The 19,225-nt window shown below is 33.1% G+C and carries 20 protein-coding genes; 16 read left to right on the plus strand and 4 right to left on the minus strand.

All coding sequences use genetic code 11. The features are described 5' to 3' along the window. The first annotated feature begins 72 nt into the window (after positions 1-72). The 11 genes from BSF41_RS07350 (at position 73) to BSF41_RS07400 (ending at position 9,298) form a co-directional block, all read left to right on the plus strand. The gene (locus tag BSF41_RS07350; RefSeq protein WP_095928853.1) at positions 73-1,113 is read left to right on the plus strand and encodes a serine hydrolase; all 1,041 of its coding nucleotides are present in this window, start codon (positions 73-75) and stop codon (positions 1,111-1,113) included. 5 nt (positions 1,114-1,118) lie between these two features. Then, positions 1,119-1,541 carry a DUF1801 domain-containing protein gene (locus BSF41_RS07355; RefSeq protein ID WP_095928854.1) on the plus strand — a complete coding sequence of 141 codons (423 nt, stop codon included), beginning with the start codon at positions 1,119-1,121 and terminating at the stop codon, positions 1,539-1,541. Between the two features lies 1 nt (position 1,542). Further along, positions 1,543-2,646, plus strand: a complete 1,104-nt coding sequence (locus tag BSF41_RS07360; RefSeq protein WP_095928855.1) for an MBL fold metallo-hydrolase — start codon at positions 1,543-1,545, stop codon at positions 2,644-2,646. 156 nt (positions 2,647-2,802) lie between these two features. Next, positions 2,803-3,927, plus strand: coding sequence for a lactonase family protein (locus BSF41_RS07365; RefSeq protein ID WP_095928856.1), 1,125 nt, complete (start codon positions 2,803-2,805; stop codon positions 3,925-3,927). A gap of 138 nt (positions 3,928-4,065) precedes the next feature. After that, a complete protein-coding gene (locus BSF41_RS07370; RefSeq protein ID WP_371610956.1) occupies positions 4,066-4,530 on the plus strand; it encodes a GNAT family N-acetyltransferase in 465 nt (154 codons plus the stop codon). 129 nt (positions 4,531-4,659) lie between these two features. Then, positions 4,660-5,241 (plus strand): TIGR00730 family Rossman fold protein, encoded by a 582-nt coding sequence (locus tag BSF41_RS07375; protein WP_095928857.1) that lies wholly within the window; start codon positions 4,660-4,662, stop codon positions 5,239-5,241. A gap of 106 nt (positions 5,242-5,347) precedes the next feature. Then, positions 5,348-5,815 carry an SRPBCC family protein gene (locus BSF41_RS07380; RefSeq protein WP_095928858.1) on the plus strand — a complete coding sequence of 156 codons (468 nt, stop codon included), beginning with the start codon at positions 5,348-5,350 and terminating at the stop codon, positions 5,813-5,815. A gap of 230 nt (positions 5,816-6,045) precedes the next feature. Further along, positions 6,046-6,414, plus strand: a complete 369-nt coding sequence (locus BSF41_RS07385; RefSeq protein WP_095928859.1) for an iron chaperone — start codon at positions 6,046-6,048, stop codon at positions 6,412-6,414. 40 nt (positions 6,415-6,454) lie between these two features. Then, positions 6,455-7,354, plus strand: coding sequence for a TlpA disulfide reductase family protein (locus tag BSF41_RS07390; RefSeq protein WP_095928860.1), 900 nt, complete (start codon positions 6,455-6,457; stop codon positions 7,352-7,354). A 7-nt stretch (positions 7,355-7,361) separates the two neighbouring features. Continuing rightward, entirely contained in the window at positions 7,362-8,045 is a 684-nt protein-coding gene (locus BSF41_RS07395) for a 2'-5' RNA ligase family protein (RefSeq protein ID WP_095929094.1), read from the plus strand. Between the two features lie 116 nt (positions 8,046-8,161). Then, a complete protein-coding gene (locus tag BSF41_RS07400; RefSeq protein ID WP_095928861.1) occupies positions 8,162-9,298 on the plus strand; it encodes an acyltransferase in 1,137 nt (378 codons plus the stop codon). Here BSF41_RS07400 and BSF41_RS07405 read toward each other — a convergent pair. The 4 genes from BSF41_RS07405 to BSF41_RS07420 are packed head-to-tail and all read right to left on the minus strand — an operon-like array spanning position 9,269 to position 13,233. Continuing rightward, positions 9,269-9,634: a glyoxalase gene (locus BSF41_RS07405; protein ID WP_095928862.1), complete on the minus strand. Its 366-nt coding sequence runs from the start codon at positions 9,632-9,634 to the stop codon at positions 9,269-9,271. The genes BSF41_RS07400 and BSF41_RS07405 overlap by 30 nt on opposite strands. 57 nt (positions 9,635-9,691) lie before the next feature. After that, the gene (locus BSF41_RS07410) at positions 9,692-10,567 is read right to left on the minus strand and encodes a hypothetical protein (RefSeq protein WP_095928863.1); all 876 of its coding nucleotides are present in this window, start codon (positions 10,565-10,567) and stop codon (positions 9,692-9,694) included. A gap of 47 nt (positions 10,568-10,614) precedes the next feature. Continuing rightward, a complete protein-coding gene (locus BSF41_RS07415; protein WP_095928864.1) occupies positions 10,615-11,073 on the minus strand; it encodes a DUF4348 domain-containing protein in 459 nt (152 codons plus the stop codon). Positions 11,074-11,085: 12 nt separating this feature from the next. Further along, positions 11,086-13,233, minus strand: a complete 2,148-nt coding sequence (locus tag BSF41_RS07420; protein WP_095928865.1) for a cation:proton antiporter — start codon at positions 13,231-13,233, stop codon at positions 11,086-11,088. 292 nt (positions 13,234-13,525) lie between these two features. On the opposite strand from BSF41_RS07420, the gene BSF41_RS07425 reads away from it, so the two are divergent. From BSF41_RS07425 to BSF41_RS07445, 5 genes are all read left to right on the plus strand, one after another. Further along, a complete protein-coding gene (locus tag BSF41_RS07425) occupies positions 13,526-14,953 on the plus strand; it encodes an L-serine ammonia-lyase (protein ID WP_095928866.1) in 1,428 nt (475 codons plus the stop codon). A gap of 247 nt (positions 14,954-15,200) precedes the next feature. After that, entirely contained in the window at positions 15,201-16,019 is an 819-nt protein-coding gene (panB, locus tag BSF41_RS07430) for a 3-methyl-2-oxobutanoate hydroxymethyltransferase (protein ID WP_095928867.1), read from the plus strand. Between the two features lie 176 nt (positions 16,020-16,195). Beyond that, positions 16,196-16,885 carry an RluA family pseudouridine synthase gene (locus BSF41_RS07435; RefSeq protein ID WP_095928868.1) on the plus strand — a complete coding sequence of 230 codons (690 nt, stop codon included), beginning with the start codon at positions 16,196-16,198 and terminating at the stop codon, positions 16,883-16,885. 77 nt (positions 16,886-16,962) lie between these two features. Continuing rightward, on the plus strand, positions 16,963-18,291 hold the full coding sequence (locus BSF41_RS07440) for an aldehyde dehydrogenase (RefSeq protein ID WP_095928869.1): 1,329 nt from the start codon (positions 16,963-16,965) through the stop codon (positions 18,289-18,291). Between the two features lie 121 nt (positions 18,292-18,412). Beyond that, positions 18,413-19,210, plus strand: a complete 798-nt coding sequence (locus BSF41_RS07445; RefSeq protein ID WP_095928870.1) for a hypothetical protein — start codon at positions 18,413-18,415, stop codon at positions 19,208-19,210. The last annotated feature ends 15 nt before the right edge of the window (positions 19,211-19,225 follow it).

Genomic DNA, 19,225 nt, shown 5'->3' on the forward strand with positions numbered 1-19,225 from the left:
CAATAAAGCTTATAAAACACTGTCAAATCATATCCTAACATTTAACCATTAACAATTCACCATTATAAACCAATGAACTTTATCGCCAAAATTTCCTTATTAACAATTCTAATTTTCACTTCTAGCAATTCATCGGCACAGAAAAAAGAGGATTATAAAAAAAGTATCGACAGTATACTTCAAAATTCTAATCCAAAATTTAATGGTGTGGTTTTGATTTCTCAAAATGGAAAAACATTGTATTCTAAAGCGCAAGGCTTTTCTAATTTTGAAACTAGAACACCTTTGAAAATGAATACCCAATTTGAAATCATGTCCAACAGTAAATTAATTGCCGCCGTTTTGCTTTTGTTGGAAGTAGAAAAAGGAAAAGTAGATTTGAATACGCCAATCAAAAAGTATTTACCAGAACTGACACAAACTTGGGCCGATTCTGTAACAGTTCATCAGCTTTTAAACCACTCGCACGGAATTATCGATTTACAAAAACCATTGGCTTTTAAACCGGGAACCGATTTTAAATACGGAAATCTAAGTTTTAATCTGGTCGCAAAAATTGTCGAATTCAGCTCTAAAAAAAGTTATACAGAAGTTGCTGAATCGCTTTTTAAGAAATTAAAAATGAATCACACTTTTTGTTATTCAAAAGATAAAGAACAAAATCTGGCAACGGGTTATTATAATGTAAAAAATCAGCTGGAGACTGATACCACAAGACAAATTACAGATGAAACTTTAGGTGCAGACGGCATTATTTCAACCGTTTCTGATCTTGCTATTTGGAACAATAATCTTCATAAAGGAAAAATATTAAAACCCGAATCGTATCAGTTATTAACTAAAAACACCATTTTATCTCAGCATAATTTCTTCGGAAAAGAAAAAAAGCCTTATGGATACGGAATTCGAATTGTAGAAGAAGAATCAGTTAAATATCTTGGACATACAGGCTTAGGAGACGGATTTTCTGGCGTAAATTTGTATTTCCCAGAAAGTGATGTTAGTCTGATTATTCTAGAAAATCAAATGCCCGAAGATGCCAATTTGTTTTATGCTTCTGAATTCAAAATCAAAAACATCCTTCTAAAAAGCAATTTATTAAGTAAAAAGTAAACAAAATGGCAAAAAATAAAACTACAGAAACTCAAAACAGTGTTACTGATTTTATTAACGCTGTCGAAAATGAAGCTAAAAGAAACGATGCTTTTGAACTTCTTAAAATAATAGAGGAAACAACAGGCTTTGAACCCAAAATGTGGGGACCTAGCATTATTGGTTTTGGAAGTTATCACTATAAATATGACAGCGGACATGAAGGCGATGCGCCATTAGCTGGATTTTCGCCAAGAAAAACAGCATTGACCGTTTATTTCTATTTACCAGAAGAAAAAAGAGAAGAACTTTTATCGAAACTAGGAAAACACACCTCTTCGAAAGCTTGCATTTACATCAAAAAATTAGCTGATGTCGATATCGAAATCTTAAAAAAGATAATTTTGCTTTCTAAACAATACACTCAAAAATTATATCCCTCAAAATAAAATGATTACATTCTTAATTCTAGCATTTTTAATACTATTTGCCCTTTACAGATTTCTTGAGCATCCAAAATTTGGAAAAGCTCCTTCTGGCGAAAGATTAACTTTGATTCAAAATTCTCCTCAATATAAAAACGGAAAATTCGAAAATCAATCTTTTACACCCGATCTTGCAGAAGGAGAAAGTATGGCTGGGGTTTTGTTTGAATTTTTCTTCAAAAAAGTAGAAAGAAAAATTCCAACCGATTTGATTCCGTCTGTAAAAACCAATTTGCATCAACTTTCTCTCGATCAAGATATTTTAGTTTGGTTTGGACATTCATCATATTTTATTCAGTTGGAAGGAAAACGATTTTTAATTGATCCCGTTTTTAGTGGAAACGCCTCTCCTATTCCTGGCACAACAAAATCTTTCAAAGGTTCTGATATTTATTCCGTCGATGATCTTCCAGAAATTGATTATTTATTGATTACACACGATCATTATGATCATTTGGATTACGATACGATTTTAAAATTAAAACCTAAAACAAAAAAGATTATCACGGCTCTTGGAGTGGGTTCACATTTTGAGTTTTGGGGATTTCCATCAGAAAAAATTATCGAAAAAGATTGGTACAGCACCATCAAATTAGATGAAAATCTGACGATTCATACTACGCCATCAAGACATTTTTCTGGCAGAAGTTTTAAAAGATGCAATACACTTTGGACTTCTTTTGTTTTGGAAACTAAAGATTTTAAGATGTATTTGGGTGGCGACAGCGGTTACGATTCTCATTTTGCTGCAATTGGTGAAAAATATGGTCCATTTGACATCGCTCTATTGGATAACGGTCAATACAATGAGAAATGGAAATATATTCATAATATGCCTGAAGATGTAATAAAAGCAATGAAAGACCTGAAAGCAAAACGCGTATTTCCGGTGCATTCTTCTAAGTTTTCGCTATCGCTTCATGCTTGGGATGAACCTTTGAAAAAAGTAACCGAATTGAATAGTTTGTCTGAAAATCCGATTCCTTTAATTACACCAATGATTGGCGAAGCGGTTGAATTGAAAAATGATAAACAAGAGTTTAAGCAGTGGTGGAAAGGGGTTAATTAATTATGAATAGTTAATTGCTAATTGTAATGTCACCCTGAGCGAAGTCGAAGGGCGCTCCAATTGGCACTTGGGCTTCGACTTCACTCAGCCTGACAACGAGCCCAGCACTTAAAACTTGAAATCTGAAACTTCAAACTTAAAACCTGAAACAAAAAAATGAAACCAAAAATATACTATTTCGTAATTACCTTTCTATTAACAATAAATCTATTCGCCCAAAATACCTACGTGTTTTTAGGATCGTATAATCGCGATAAAACAGCTGAAGCTATTCAAGTTTATCAATTGGATACATTGAGCGGAAAATTGACCAAATTTACTTCGGTTAAAAATGTTGTAAATCCGTCTTATTTAACGGTTTCGCCAAACGGAAAATACATTTATGCCTGTACAGACACCAAAACTCCAAATGCAGGAAGCGTAAGCAGTTTTGAATTTAATCCGTCGGCAAAAACATTGACTTTTTTAAACAGTCAGAGAAGTGGTGGCGAAAATCCCGTTTACGTAAGTGTTCATAAAAACGGAAAATGGCTTGCCAATGCCAACTATACCGAAGGAAGTGTTTCGGTTTATCCGCTCTTGGAAAACGGTAAAATCGATTCGATTGCTCAGAATTTTCAATATAGGGACGGAAGCGTAAATAAAGACAGACAAACTCGATCTCACGTTCATTCGGCAGTATTCTCTCCTGAATGCGATTATTTGTTTTTACCCGATTTAGGAGCCGATAAAATTCGCTGTTATGCTTTTGATGAAAATTTAAAAAAGCCTTTAATCGAAACTAAAAATCCGTTTACCAAAACCGATTTAGAAGCTGGTCCAAGACATTTTACTTTTCACCCCAATCAAAAATGGGGATATTGTATTGAAGAAATGGCTGGGCAAATAAGCGTTTACAATTACGAAAATGGTGTTTTAAATAAAATTCAGCGTATTGCGACGCATTCCGATAAAATAAAAGAGGGTTTTGAAAGCTCTGATATTCATATTTCACCCGATGGTAAATTTTTATATGCTACAAATCGCGGAAAAGAAAACAATATTGCCATTTTCTCTATTGACTACAACGGATTACTTAAAAACATTGGTTACCAATCTACTTTAGGAAAACATCCGAGGATTTTTGCTCTTGATGAAAGCAGAAAATTTTTAGTTGCATCAAATGTATTGACCAGCAATGTTGTTGTTTTTAAAAGAGATTCTAAAACTGGGTTATTAAAGAAAATAGGAAAAGAGATTAAAATGGAAAACGTTTCTTGTGTTCAGATTAAACAGATTTGATTTTCTTATAAGTATATTATAGATAATCTTGTTATTTCGAGGAACTTTGTGTTATCAATTATTAAATAATTAAAAAATATGACAATAAATAACTTCAATTTACAGCCCGATTTCTTAGAAAATTAAATCTCAAAGTTAATTCCGTTAGAAGAAAAACATTTTGAGGCATTATTTGAAGCCGCTTCTGATCCCTTGATTTGGGAACAAAACCCAGCCAAAGATCGATATAAAAGAGATGTTTTTAGAGCTTATTTTGATATGATAATTACAAAAAGTCCGTTCTTAATTCTCGACAAACAAACCAACGAAATTATGGGAACAACGAGTTTCTACGATTACAATCCAGAAAAATCGAGCGTTGGAATTGGCTACACTTTTATTACCAGAAAATATTGGGGCGGGCCTTATAATAAATCGAACAAAAAATTAATGATTGATTATGCTTTTCAGCATGTTAATTCGGTACTTTTTCATATTGGAGCAGAAAATTTCCGTTCGCAAAAAGCCGTTTTAAAACTCGGAGCAGAAAAAATCAACGAGCTGACATTTACTGTTAATGGTCTTGAAGTGCCTTACTTTGAATATGAATTGAAGAAAGAATGAGAGATTCTTAAGAGAAAAGAATATAGAATATAGAATATAGAGGAAAGAAACGAGAAGCAAGAAAAATGCAGAACTTCTCTTGCTTCTTGTCTCTTGCTTCTTACTTCTCAAAATTAAAAAAAAACAAAAATGAAAAGAATAACCGTTTTCTGTGCTTCTAGTTTTGGCACTGAAAAAATTTACGAAGAACAAGCGATTTTAGTTGGAAAGGCATTAGCCGAACAAGATATAGAATTAGTTTACGGTGGCGCAAATGTAGGTTTAATGGGCGCTGTTGCAGACGGAGCTTTAAATGCTGGAGGAAAAGTGATTGGTGTGCTTCCAAACTTTTTAAGATCTAAAGAAATTGCTCATTTAGGTTTAACCGAATTGGTTTTGGTAGAAAGCATGCACGAAAGAAAAACCAAAATGAACGATTTATGTGATGGTGTAATTGCACTTCCTGGAGGATTTGGAACACTCGAAGAACTTTTCGAAATGCTGACTTGGGCGCAATTAGGTTTGCATAAAAAACCAATCGCTATTTTAAACATAAATGGTTTTTACGATTCGCTTATCGCATTACTGCAAACCATGACAGAAAAAGGATTACTGAAAGAGGTTAATCAGAAAATGCTTTTAGTTAGTGATTCGATTGATGATTTATTGCATCAAATGCAAAATTACACTGCGCCAACTGTCGGAAAATGGATTGACAAGAAAAAATTATGAATTGTGAATTATGAGTTAAGAGTTATGCGTTCGGAATAAAAACTACAAAATTTAGAGTTATATTTACATTTCCTTCTTTATACACAACTAATTGACTTTAAACAAAATGAAAACAGAAAACAACAAATATGCAAAGGCCGAAATGCTGATAAGAAAACCTGTTTCAGAAGTTTTTCAGGCTTTTATTGATCCTCATATTACAAGTAAATTTTGGTTTACAAAGGGATCTGGAAAATTAGAAGAAAATAAAAAAACAGAATGGACTTGGGAAATGTATGGCTTTTCGCTTTCGGTTACTACACTTGTTCTTCAAGAAAACAAAAAGATTGTAATTGAATGGGGAAATCCAGATGAAATCACTTTGGTAGAATGGGTTTTTAGTCCGCTGAATGAAAATGAAACTTTTGTGAGTATCACCAATTCTGGTTTTCATGGAGACACCGATAAAATTATTGATCAGGTTCGTAATTCGACTGAAGGTTTTACTTTGGTTTTGGCTGGAGCAAAAGCTTATTTAGAGCATAATTTACAATTGAATTTGGTATTGGATCGTTTTCCAAAGGGACTAGCGTAATCTTTATTTTAACCACAAAGAACGCAAAGGTTTACGCAAAGTGCGCGAAGTTTTTTTAAGAATTATTAAAATGAAAAGTTCGCAAAGCTTTGTATCGATAAAGCTTTGCGAACTTAAAATATAGATTCTGTTAAGGTTCTTAATTAAAACACCTTAGCGAACTTTGCGGTAAAAATGAAAGACACTTTTTAAATTTTGTACTCCAATAGGAACTTGAAAAAATAAAAAAAATGGAAACAAAGAAACCTGAAAATATAGACCAATACATTGGAGCATTTCCTAATGATGTACAAGAAATTCTGGAAAAAGTACGAATGACGATTCAGAAGGCGGCGCCAGATGCTCAAGAGAAAATCAGTTATTCGATGCCAGCTTTTGAACAGAACGGAATTGTTGTTTATTTTGCTGCTTTTAAAAACCATATCGGACTTTATGCTTTGCCTACTGGTCACGAAGCTTTTGCAACAGAACTTTCTAAATACAAATCTGGAAAAGGTTCTGTTCAGTTTCCTTTAAAAGAAAAAATACCTTATGATTTGATTACCAAAATTGTTAAGTTTAGAGTGAAAGAAAATCTCGAAAAAGTGAAAAAGAAATAAATTTACTCCTTGTGTATTTTAAACTACCTAACCACTTTCTATGAAAATCCTAAAATCCTCTTTTATTGTTCTTTTTGTTTTATTAAGTAATTTTACTCATGCCCAAAGCGATGAAGAAATTGAGAAAATGATTGTTGAACTTCATAAACCAACAAAAAAGATTCGGGATTCTATAATTAAACTGCAAAAAGAAGTCAATTCTAAAATTGAAATTGAGCAAGATTCTATTATTAAGGAGCAGTTAAAACTTCGTTATGATACTTTAGAAAACGCCAACGATGAGAATGCAATAGAGGAGTTGAAACTAGATTTTGTTTTCGCTAAAAAACACCTAAATTCACTCGCAGCATTACAATTAGTTAGAATGAATGTCAATCGTTTTATCGGCATGAATTTTTATGACACTTACGAAGAAGTTTTTCAAAACTTTACTCCAGAAATTAGAAATTCTGAAAAAGGAAGACAAATGGCAGAAAATCTTCAATACTTCAAGCAAAGTAAAGTAGGTAGTGCAGCGCCAAATTTCACTTTACAAGATAGCAATGGAAAAGTTATCTCACTTGATGAATTTAAAGGAAAACAATATGTTCTGATTGATTTTTGGGCAAGTTGGTGCGGTCCTTGCAGAGAAGAACTTCCGTATATCAAAGAATTGTACAAAAAATACCATCAGCAAGGTTTTGAAATAATAAGCGTTGCAAAAGATGATAAACCAGATCTTTGGAAAAAAGCCATTGCAAAAGAAAAAATAGAAAACTGGAGACATATCTTTACATCTGAAGATAATCGAACTATTATTAAAGATTATTTCGTTAACGGAATTCCGCATAAAATTTTGATTGACAAAAATGGCGTTATTATTGGAAAATGGAAAGGCAGCGGAGAAAACAATAAACATGATTTGCAACAGCTCTTAAAGTCTATTTTTGAAGCCAAATAATTTTAAAATGAATTTAACCGAACATTATAACCAGCTTTACAAAACATCTTCTGAAATTATTTCAGGAGGCAAATATTCTATTGATTCTGAACTTAAAAACGAATCTGATTCCCGTTTCGGAATAACATTACTTATTCGCCCAAATGATGAAATTAAAGCTAATATTCAATCTTTCCTAAACGATTTGAAAAAAGCCGAACCTGAGCAATATTTTTACCCAGATTCAGACATTCATATTACCGTTATGTCGATTATTTCTTGTTCTTCAGCTTTTACATTAGATCAAATTTCGCCAAATGAATATATTGAGGTAATCTGCAGAAGTCTTGTAGATGTGGAGAAAATCAAAATTCATTTTAAAGGTATAACTGCTTCCCCTTCCGCAATTATGATTCAAGGTTTTCCAAGTGATGAAACCTTGAATAATTTAAGAAACAGACTTCGCGAAAATTTCAAAAATTCAGGATTACAGCAAAGCATAGATAGCCGCTATTCTATATCGACAGCGCATTCAACTATAATGCGTTTTCAAGAAAAGCTCCATGATCCGAAAAAACTAACAGAAATCGCAGCAAAATTTCGTGATTATAATTTCGGAGAATTCGAAGTCAAAAATCTAGAATTGGTTTACAATGACTGGTACCAACGCAAAAATACAACGCGTATTTTAGGTGATTTTTGTTTGAGATAATTTACTTGAAACCAGAATAAATTTTGTTAATAAAAACTTCTATTTTCAAGATTTAAGCTTTACAAAATACATCTACCTTTGAGTTCAAAATAACCAAATTTAACAAACTTAAAACGGTGGATAAAAAACTTTACGGCCTAGATCATTTACGTGCTTTTGCAATCTGTTTTGTTTTTTTATTTCATTATCAAGTTCCCGTTTTTGATTATCCAGAATGGCTTCCTGCAGTTGCTAAATTTGGCTGGACAGGAGTCGATTTGTTTTTTGTTTTAAGCGGTTTTTTAATTTCTTCTCAGCTGTTTTTTCAAATTAAAAATGACATCGAAATTTCGTTTAAAGACTTTTTTGTAAAACGCTTTTTTAGAATTCTTCCCGCTTTTTGGTTTGTCACAGCGATCTATTATCTTTTTCCATTTTTTAGAGAAAGAGAAGCGCTTCCTCCTTTATGGAAACTACTCACTTTTACTCAAAATTTCGATTTAAACCTTCAAGATTTTGGTACATTTTCGCATGCTTGGTCACTTTGTGTAGAAGAACATTTTTATCTTCTTTTACCTCTATTTCTGTACTTTTTGCTCAACACGAAATTCTTCAACAAATCCTATTGGTTGTTGATTATCTTTATATTTTTAGGTTTTGTTTTTCGATTTTATAGCTGGGAAAAATTATATATTCCGCTTATTGAAAATGATAATTCTTGGCTTTATTGGTACAAGTATATTTACTACCCAACATACAATCGCTTGGACGGACTTTTGATTGGGGTTGCAATTGCTGCCTTTTATCAATTTCTACCTGAATTTTGGAAAAAAATCTCAAAATACGGAAATCTTTTACTGATTATTGGACTTCTAATATTGGTTGGAGCTTATATTCTTTGCGTCGAAGAAAGATCTTTTTACGCATCGCTTTTCGGGTTTCCAGTAATTGGGCTCGGCTACGGATTTGTGGTTATGGGTGCAATATCTCCTGAAAGCGTTTTATACAAATGGAATTCTAAAAAAACTACTTTTATTGCAGGGCTTTCGTATGGAATTTATTTAACGCACAAAGGAATTATTCATATTACTCAGGAATTTCTCGCTTCTTTAAACATTGATACCAGTAGTACATTTTCAATGCTAATTTGCATTATTACTTGTGTAGGAGCCGCATATTTGCTACATCAAATAATTGAGAAGCCATTTATGAAATGGAGAACAAGGTTTTTGAGTGAGAAAAAACTATTGCTTGAATTTCCCAAAATGCCATAAAACTCCAGACGGATCGTGTAGAAAACATTCGCTTCCCCAATCTAAATATTTTATTGGAGTCAGTTTTACTCCTTCATATTTTTCAGGAAGATTTAAAGCCAAAAGTTCGCTGTAATAATATTCGACATTATCCACTTCCAGAAAAATCATAGTATTTTCAATCCAATTTTTATCGTAGTAATCTTGAAGATAAAAAGCGATTTCTCTCGTTTTAAAAACCGAAAAATTAGATTCTAAAACCGTTTCTTCAAATCCTAAATCGCGATAAAAACTTCTAGAGATTTCAAAGTTCTTAGCACCTATAAAAGGTCTGATTGATTTAGCGTTGTGATTCATTTCACTATTTATTTAAGATTCTTATTTCGGTAAGTTAAAAAGAATTTCAAAAACCTTTTATTTAATTTTCACAATATTATATTTTAAACCGTCTCTCGTTTCTCTATCATTTAAAGTACCAAATTGGTAAACAAAATCATTATATTTTAAAGTTTTGTCTTTTTTATCGTAAATTAGAATGGAAATAAAGGAATCATATTTTGAAGAATTATCTGTTTTCTTTTCTTTGTAAAATTCGTTAAAAACTAAGCCTTTAACTTTAAGCAAATTTTGATCATATTTTACGTCAAATTGTGTTTCCTGTATTACTTGATTTCCAAAATCCACAACTGCTTTGTAAGTTCCTTCAACAAAATCGTCATACATTTCTTTTCTTACTAATGAGTTATCCCTACAATCTACAGAGGCAACTTTAGATTTATTAGCAAATTCAATATCCTTTATTGCTCCATTTTCAACAAATCCGATAAAACAGCTTTTGTCTTTAAATACAGCAATTTTTGAATAATTAGTTCCTTTTTTCAATAACTCTATTCTCTTTCCTTTTGGAATTACAAAATCAATATTTTTATAATTACTTGTATCGAGCGTATCGCTCAATAAGTAATTTTGCTGCGTAGCTAAATTATAAACATCGTTTTTATCAAATAAAATCTCTAGCACGACTTCTTTATCAAATGACCTAACTTGTGTTACTGAGAAAGACTCACCTTTATATTTCTTAAGTTTAATAATATTAAAATCGCATCCTTTTTTACATTTTCCAATTAATTCTACACTATCATTTTTTGTAAGTGTAGCTATTTTACCATCTTTTAAACTGGAAGGTGTTGTAAAATCAGATGGCAACCGAACCTTATGAGTAAAGTTGTTTTGTGCAAAAGTATAACCTGACAAAAACAACAATGCAATTAATACTATTTTATCTTTCATTTAATTTTTCTGATATATTATTGAAAAACTTATTTGTTTTATAAAGATTACAAGTTTATGTCGTTATAATAAATTAAAAACCATTTATTATCGATCAGTTTAAATTGTCTTTCTACTTCAAAATCACTATTTGGAATCCAAAATTTTTCTGTGATTAAAGTGTCTGTTTTTACTAATGAATGCTGGTATTCTTCAATTTCTGTTTTTTCAGCAACAGGAATAACTTGAAACTGCCAATTCTTTCTTGTCCAATTATATTGCTCAAAACCAGAAACATGTTTACCTTCTATCGGAAAATCAACTCTTGAAACTTGAAAAAGAGAATCAGAATGGAATTTTTTATTGAACTCGTCAAAATTCTCAGGCAATTCTTTTTTTACAGGTTTTGCAATGCTATCACTTTTAATAGCAATTTCAGAGTTTGATTTCGTCTCTTCTTTTATTTTATTACAATTTACAGCAATAAAAGCGAAAGCCAAAACAGGCAAAATAGTAGCGATTTTCATGAAGATTAGATTTTAGCTTTTCTTCAAAATACTTCCCAAACCACGTCCAATTTGTTCTATTGCTTCGATACCTTTTGCCAAAGGCGATGCGGTAAAATCTTCGTAAGCATCCATTGCACTTTCTTTTCTATCATCTTGCGGATAAACAAGCATTACATTATTGCTGTCGAAATATTTTTCAAACTTCGTTGGTAATTTATCAAAGATAGATTGATACGAAACAGAACCTTTACGAGATAAATTGACAACCACTAAATCGGTTGGTTTTATTTCATTAGAAATGCTTTCAAAATCTTCCCAATCCGAAACATTTTTAAAACCAAATTTGCTGTTCAGTTTTAAATTAGAAGCAATCTGCTGAATAGCCTGATAGGTTCTTTCTTCGCCGTAAATCACAATCGGAATACTTAATTCCTGTGCCAAACGGCTCACTTTTTGCATTAGCAAATGAAAACCAATTCCTCTTTCTGAAAATGGCGGACAAATAAAAACCAGTCTTTTTTCTTCAATAAAATTCTTTTGAAACCTACAGATAAACAAAGTCTTATCTACATTATTGATAATCGAATCTACATTTTCTCCAAAAATTTTATCGATAAATCCGGTCTTTCTTGGCCAGCCGACAATCACGATATCCGACATGATTTCTTTAGAAGTTCTTGCAATTCCGCTAGCAGGATTGTGATCGATTCTGGCAATAGTATTAATTTTCACTTCTGAAGCCGATCCTTGGATTACAAATTTATCGGCGGCTTTTCTGTATTTTAAAATGTTCTTTTCCGCCTGATTATTGTTTGGAACAATCGTCAATAAAGTAACCGGATTTGATGATTTTTTATCTTTGATCAAAAGCGCAAAATCCAACAAACTTGCTGCAGCAGACGATTTTGCCAACGGAATCAAAATATGTTCGTCTAAGATCTGATCTCTGTCTGCGTCTTCATGTGAAATTTCTTCTTCGCAGATGGCAATTTTTTTCGCCGCTTTTTCAGTGGCAAAAGAAGCTACAATACACGTAATCAGAATTAGGATAATGGTTCCGTTTAAAATATTTTCATCTAATATTTTTGCTTTAAATCCGACCAAAATTACAGCCAAAGTTGCCGCGGCGTGCGCACTGCTCAATCCAAAAATAAGCTGTCTTTCTGTTCGGGTATATTTAAAAACAATTTGAGTAAAAAACGCTGCAATCCATTTTCCAAATATCGCTACAACGCTCAAAGTTCCTGCCACTATTAAAGCTGTTGGTCCGCTCAAAATAACGCTTACATCAACCAGCATTCCAACAGAAATTAGGAAAAACGGAATAAATAACGAATTCCCCATAAATTCAATTCTATTCATCAAAGCCGAAGAATGCGGAATCAGCGGATTCAAAGCCAAACCTGCAACGAAAGCTCCAATAATGGGCTCTACTCCTGCCACTTCAGCCAAAAAGGCAGCAAAGAAAACGACAGAAAGTACAAAAATATAATGGGCGTGTTTTTCACTTTCTAACTTCTTAAAAAACCATTTTGCTACACGAGGAATAATCAAAAACATTATAGCAGAGAAAATTGCCAATGAAATGATCAATTTAACCCAAAATGCCTGATTTAGATTTCCCTGACTGCTTCCCATAATTACTGCCAGAATAATTAAAACGGCGGTATCTGTCAAAATAGTTCCTCCAACGGTAATGGCAACAGCTTGATTTTTAGCAATTCCTAATTTACTCACAATCGGATACGCGACCAAAGTGTGTGTAGCAAACATACTTGCCGTTAAGAAACTCGCATTAAAATCATATTTCAACAAATAAAAACAAACTGGAAATCCTATTGAAAGCGGAAGAATAAAGGTGAAAAAGCCAAAGAGCAAACTCTTATTTCTATTGGCCTTGAACTCGTTCATATCCAATTCTAAACCTGCAATAAACATGATATATAAAAGCCCGATTGTAGAAAATAAATCTACCGCAGAGTTTTTAGCCAGAATATTTAATCCGTGCGGACCAATGATAACCCCAGAAATAATAAGTCCGATAATTCCAGGAATGTTTATTTTTTTTAGTAAAATGGGACAAAGCAGGATTATAAATAGTATTAATGAAAAAATCAATACTGGATTGCTTAGTGGTAATTCGAATTCTTGTAATAGATGTCTGAAAAATTCTATCATAGGGTAACTTTATCTTCTTGTGGCATTATTATTTGTAAAAAGACGTTTTCAGAATTAAAACAAAATCCATGAAGTATTAATAATAAAGAATCGAGTAATATAACTCGTTCATCTACAAAAATACCGAAAAAACACGAACTTTTTACGGAAACTGCATATTAAGGTTTTAAATTTATTTCGTTGCCGAATTATTAAATTTTAATATTTATTTTAACAAATACGCAAGATTAACATTAAAAAAGAAATCATCATTGCATTATTCGATTATCTTTGTCTTAACAAAAAATGAACAATGGAAGAATGTATCTCTGTTTTTGATATGCTTAAAATTGGCGTTGGCCCTTCAAGCTCACACACTTTGGGTCCTTGGCGCGCTGCGGAACGCTTTCTAGAAGAATTGAAAGAAGAAGCAATTTTAGACGATATTACAAGGGTAAAAGTCGATTTATATGGCTCGCTTTCTTTAACTGGAAAAGGCCACGCAACAGATCTTGCGGTAATGTTAGGATTAAGCGGACAAGATCCTGAATATATTCCTGTAGAGGATATTGCAGGAATTATTAAAAAAATCGAAACCACAAACGAAATCAATTTGGGTAACCAAAAAGTGATTCCATTCTTTTTTCTTCAAGACATTGTTTTTAATAAAGACTTTCTTCCGTTTCACGCAAACGGACTGAAATTTACGGCTTACCAATCTGACGATTCAGAATACGAATCGACTTTTTATTCTATAGGTGGTGGCTTTGTGGTAAAAGAAGAACGTACAAATGCCAAACTGAAAGAGGTTATAAAATGTGCCTTTCCTTATCCCATTCAAAACGCGGCAGAATTATTGAATTATACCGTTACTGAAAATAAATCAATTTCTGAAATTGTATACGAAAATGAAATTTCGATGCGTCCAGAAGCTGAAGTTCATTCGGAATTAATGCGTATTTGGAATACGATGTTGGAATGTATGTACATTGGTTGCCATTCTGAAGGAATTCTTCCTGGCGGACTTCACGTACGAAGAAGAGCTTTTGATATGCACCAAAACTTAATTGGATTATCTAATTACACTGACCCGGAAAGCTGGTTGGAAGAAATTAGAAAAACGGAAGTTAAATTCCGTCAAATCTTAAAATGGGTGAGCTGTTTTGCCCTTGCCGTTAATGAAGTAAATGCATCTTTAGGCCGTGTGGTTACTGCTCCTACCAACGGAAGTTCTGGTGTAATTCCTGCTGTTTTAATGTACTACATGGTTATTGAAAACCATAATGCAGGCGAAAAAGAAATCAAACAATTTTTGATGGTGGCTGGTGAAATTGGAAGTATCTTTAAAAAAGGTTCTACTATTTCTGCAGCAATGGGCGGATGTCAAGCTGAGATTGGCGTTTCGTCTTCGATGGCTGCGGCTGCTCTTTGCGAATTAATGGGCGGAACTCCTGCTCAAGTTCTTATGGCTGCTGAAATTGCCATGGAACATCATTTAGGTTTAACCTGCGATCCTATTGGCGGTTTAGTTCAAATTCCATGTATCGAAAGAAATACAATGGGTGCCATTAAAGCCATAAACGCTGCTGAATTAGCTTTAGAAACCGATTCTAAAAATGCTAAAGTTCCATTAGACAAAGTGATTAACACCATGTGGGAAACAGCAAAAGACATGAATTCAAAATACAAAGAAACTTCTGAAGGAGGTCTTGCAATTGCTGTAAACATGGCTGATTGCTAAAATTTAAAGTTTGCCACGAATTCCTCGAATTAGCACTAATTTAAATACAAAAGTAATTCGTGAAAATTGGAGAAATTCGTGGCAAAAAATATTAAAATCACTACACAATTACTCTATTGTAATAGGAAACAGTCCATTTCTATTAGGATTTAAAGACCGAAAACCATTTTCTCTCGAAATATTCTATAATTGCTAATTCCCTTTTTACAATTATTCAATACTTTTACAACATCAAAAAAACATTAAAATGTCAGTAGCAAAAAAAGATTATAAAAGAATCACAACAAAGTCATTAATTGAAATGAAAAGCAACGGAGAGAAAATCTCTATGCTTACTGCGTATGATTATACAATGGCAAAAATTGTTGATACCGCTGGTATCGATGTAATTTTAGTTGGTGATTCGGCATCAAATGTAATGGCTGGTCACGAAACGACTTTGCCAATTACTTTAGATCAAATGATATATCATGCTTCTTCTGTAGTTCGCGCTGTAGAAAGAGGTTTAGTTGTAGTTGACTTGCCTTTTGGAAGTTACCAATCTGACCCAAAAGAAGCTTTGCGTTCTTCTATCAGAATTATGAAAGAAAGTGGGGCTCATGCTGTAAAATTAGAAGGCGGAAAAGAAATTAAAGAATCCATTAAAAAAATATTACATGCTGGTATTCCTGTAATGGGGCACTTAGGTTTAACACCTCAATCTATCTACAAATTCGGAACTTACAGTGTTCGCGCTAAAGAAGAAGAAGAAGCTGAAAAATTGATTGAAGATGCTCAAATGCTTGAAAAAGTAGGCTGTTTTGCTGTTGTTTTAGAAAAAATCCCAGCAGATCTGGCTAAAAAAGTAGCTGAAAGCATTTCTATTCCAGTAATCGGAATTGGAGCTGGAGGCGGTGTTGACGGTCAAGTTTTAGTAATTCACGATATGTTGGGAATGAACAATGAATTCAGCCCTCGTTTCTTACGTCGCTACTTAAATCTTTACGACGAAATGACTAAAGCAATTGGTCAATACGCTGCAGATGTTAAGGCTAGTGATTTTCCTAACGAAAAGGAACAATACTAATTTTTAAGATACTAAGGTTCTGAGTTGCTAAGGTTCTAAGTTTTTAGGCTCAAAGAGACAAAGCAACAAAGGTTCAGAGATTTTTATAAATTGCCTCCAGCTAAAGCTGGAGGTTTATTTTTAAGACATGTTAAAGGCTTTAGCCAAACTTTTTCAATTTAAAATTTCACTTCAAAATGAAAATTATTTCAGACAAAAACAATCTCCAAATTCTTCACGAAGACAACCATATTATTGTGGTTAACAAACGTGTGGGCGATATTGTACAAGGTGATAAAACGGGCGACAAACCTTTGTCTGATGTTGTGAAAGAATATATTAAAGCCAAATACAATAAACCTGGAGATGTTTTCTTGGGTGTTATCCATCGTCTAGATAGACCTACAACCGGAATTGTTGTTTTTGCTAGAACTAGTAAAGCTTTATCGCGTATGAATGAATTGTTCAGTAATCGCGAAACCCAAAAAACATATTGGGCTGTTGTCAAAAATAAACCAAAAGACGAAAAAGCAAAATTGGTTCATTATTTAAAAAGAAACGAAAAAAACAACACTTCAAAAGCACATTTAAAAGAAGTGCCAGATAGCAAATTAGCCAGTTTAGATTACACTATAATAAAAGAACTTCAGAATTATACCGCTCTGGAAGTCAATTTGCATACGGGGCGTCATCATCAAATTCGTGCACAATTAAGCGCCATCGGATCGCCAATTAAAGGAGATTTAAAATATGGCGCAGACCGAAGCAATCCCGATGGAGGAATCCATCTTCATGCAAGAAAACTAACTTTTGTTCATCCTGTTTCAAAAGAGAATATCACAATTATTGCCCCTACTCCAGATGATCCTATTTGGAATGCTGTCTGATTTTTATGATTTAATTGTTAATTTTTTAAATTTTATCGATTAACTTGCATAGAGAAAAAACAAGCAAATCGAAAAAAATGGACTTTAAAAGCGACATCGGATATCGAAAGGAAACTCTAAAAAAGTTATTGTATAATATTCAAAAAAGCGAAGATTTAATTGTAAAAGCTTTATATGATGACTTTAAAAAACCAGAGTTCGAAGCTGTTTTAACCGAAACTAATTACGTTATTTCGGAACTTAAGGATACGATTAAAAACCTGAATAAATGGGCAAAACCAAAACGTGTTTTTCCATCTCTGCTTAATTTTCCCTCTTCCGATTATCTTTATAAAGAACCTTATGGAGATGTATTAATCATTGCTCCTTGGAACTACCCTTTTCAGCTTGCTTTGTGTCCTCTAGTGGCTGCAGTTGCTGCAGGAAATAGAGTCGTCTTAAAACCATCTGAACTTACCCCTCATACCTCTGCCATAATTGCAAAAATTATAGAAAAAACGTTTCACGTTAAGCACGTAGAAGTTTTTGAAGGCGGTGTTGATGTTTCTAATAAACTATTGGCGCAACGCTGGGATTATATCTTTTTTACAGGAAGCGTTTCTGTTGGTAAAATTATTGCAAAAGCGGCAGCCGAAAATCTAACTCCGGTTACTCTTGAATTAGGCGGAAAAAATCCTTGTATTATTGATGAAACAGCTAATTTAAAACTGGCTGCCAAACGAATTGTCTGGGGAAAATTTATCAACGCAGGACAAACTTGCATTGCACCCGACTATATTCTAATTCAGAAAAACATGAAAGTCAATTTCATTTCTTATATGATTGAAGAAATCATAAAAGCCTACGGAAAGAAAATTGACAAATCTCCTGACTTTGCGCGAATTATAAATACAAAAAACTGGTATCGCTTGACCAATATGATTCAAGGTGAGCACATTTTGTTTGGTGGAGAAAGCAATGCCAGCCAACTTTATATTGCGCCTACTCTTCTTGAGGAACCAGATTTGGACAGTGCCGTTATGAAAGAAGAGATCTTCGGTCCTATTTTACCGATTCTTGTTTACGAAAATGAAAATGACATCGAAAATGTTGTGAGCCGTTATGAGAAACCTCTTTCATTTTACATTTTTAGCGAAAATAATTCATTTGCAAAGAAATTAATTTCGAAATACTCTTTCGGAGGCGGATGCATCAACGATACCGTAATTCATTTCTCTAACAAGAGACTGCCTTTTGGCGGTGTCGGACATAGCGGAATCGGTGCTTATCACGGTAAACGAAGCTTCGACACATTTTCTCATCATAAAGCAATTGTAAAAAAAGGAAATTGGCTTGATTTGCCTATGCGCTACGCACCTTACAAAGACAAATTGGGTCCCATAAAGCGAATTTTAGACTGGCTGTAACAGCGGTTAAAAACATTTCGGAATGTTTTGTAGATTTTTATATGGAATTGATTAAAAATATTATATTTACGTCAAGATACCTTTCAAATATTACAAGTCTATAAAACAATCTTACATAAAAATGAAATCTACACTTAACCAAATTGAGGACATTAAAAAAAATGGCTTTTCCCTTGATTTTGCTACAGTTTTTAATCACGCTTTCGAAAATTACAAAAAAATAGCACTTTACTCAGGACTTATCATCCTAGTTTTTTCAATTATTGCAGCCGTCGCTTTTATGGGTATAATGATTGCCTATTTTGGTGCCGAGGCAATGACAAAAGATTTCATTCAAAATTTTGAGAATCAACAATTCACTTCAATCCAACTCGTAATTCAAACCGTTGCTGTTTCTGTGGTTGCAGGAATTACAGCTCCTTTTGGTGCTGGTTTTCTAAAAATGGCCGATTCTGCAGACAAAGATATTGAGTTTAATGTTTCCACTATTTTCTCTTATTACAAAGCACCCTATTTTGCACAAATTTTTGTTGCTGCTTTTATTCCAGCAATTTTAGGAACTGCCATTGCCAATTTAATCGAAAGTTCAGGAATTGTATTTGTTGGAAACATCATTTCGTTTATGGTTTCTTACTTTATGTATCTTTCTATTCCATTAATTGTTTTTGGAAACCTTAAAGCTATAGATGCTATAAAATCTAGTATCATTATCGTTACAAAAAATCCGCTTAACATATTTGCTTTTTTTATCATAGGTTTCCTTGGTTCCATGGTTGGTTTTATTGGCTGTTGCGTCGGAATCATATTTACGGTTGTTTTTAACAGCTCTATGATTTACGCGACTTATTTCGCCATTTTTGGAACACAATCTGAGGAAGAAGATTCAATTGATTCAATCGGAAAATACAATGTAGATTAAAACCGAAAATTCTTA

It is taken from the genome of Flavobacterium sp. ACN2 (genome assembly GCF_002303885.1).
Classification (GTDB): domain Bacteria; phylum Bacteroidota; class Bacteroidia; order Flavobacteriales; family Flavobacteriaceae; genus Flavobacterium.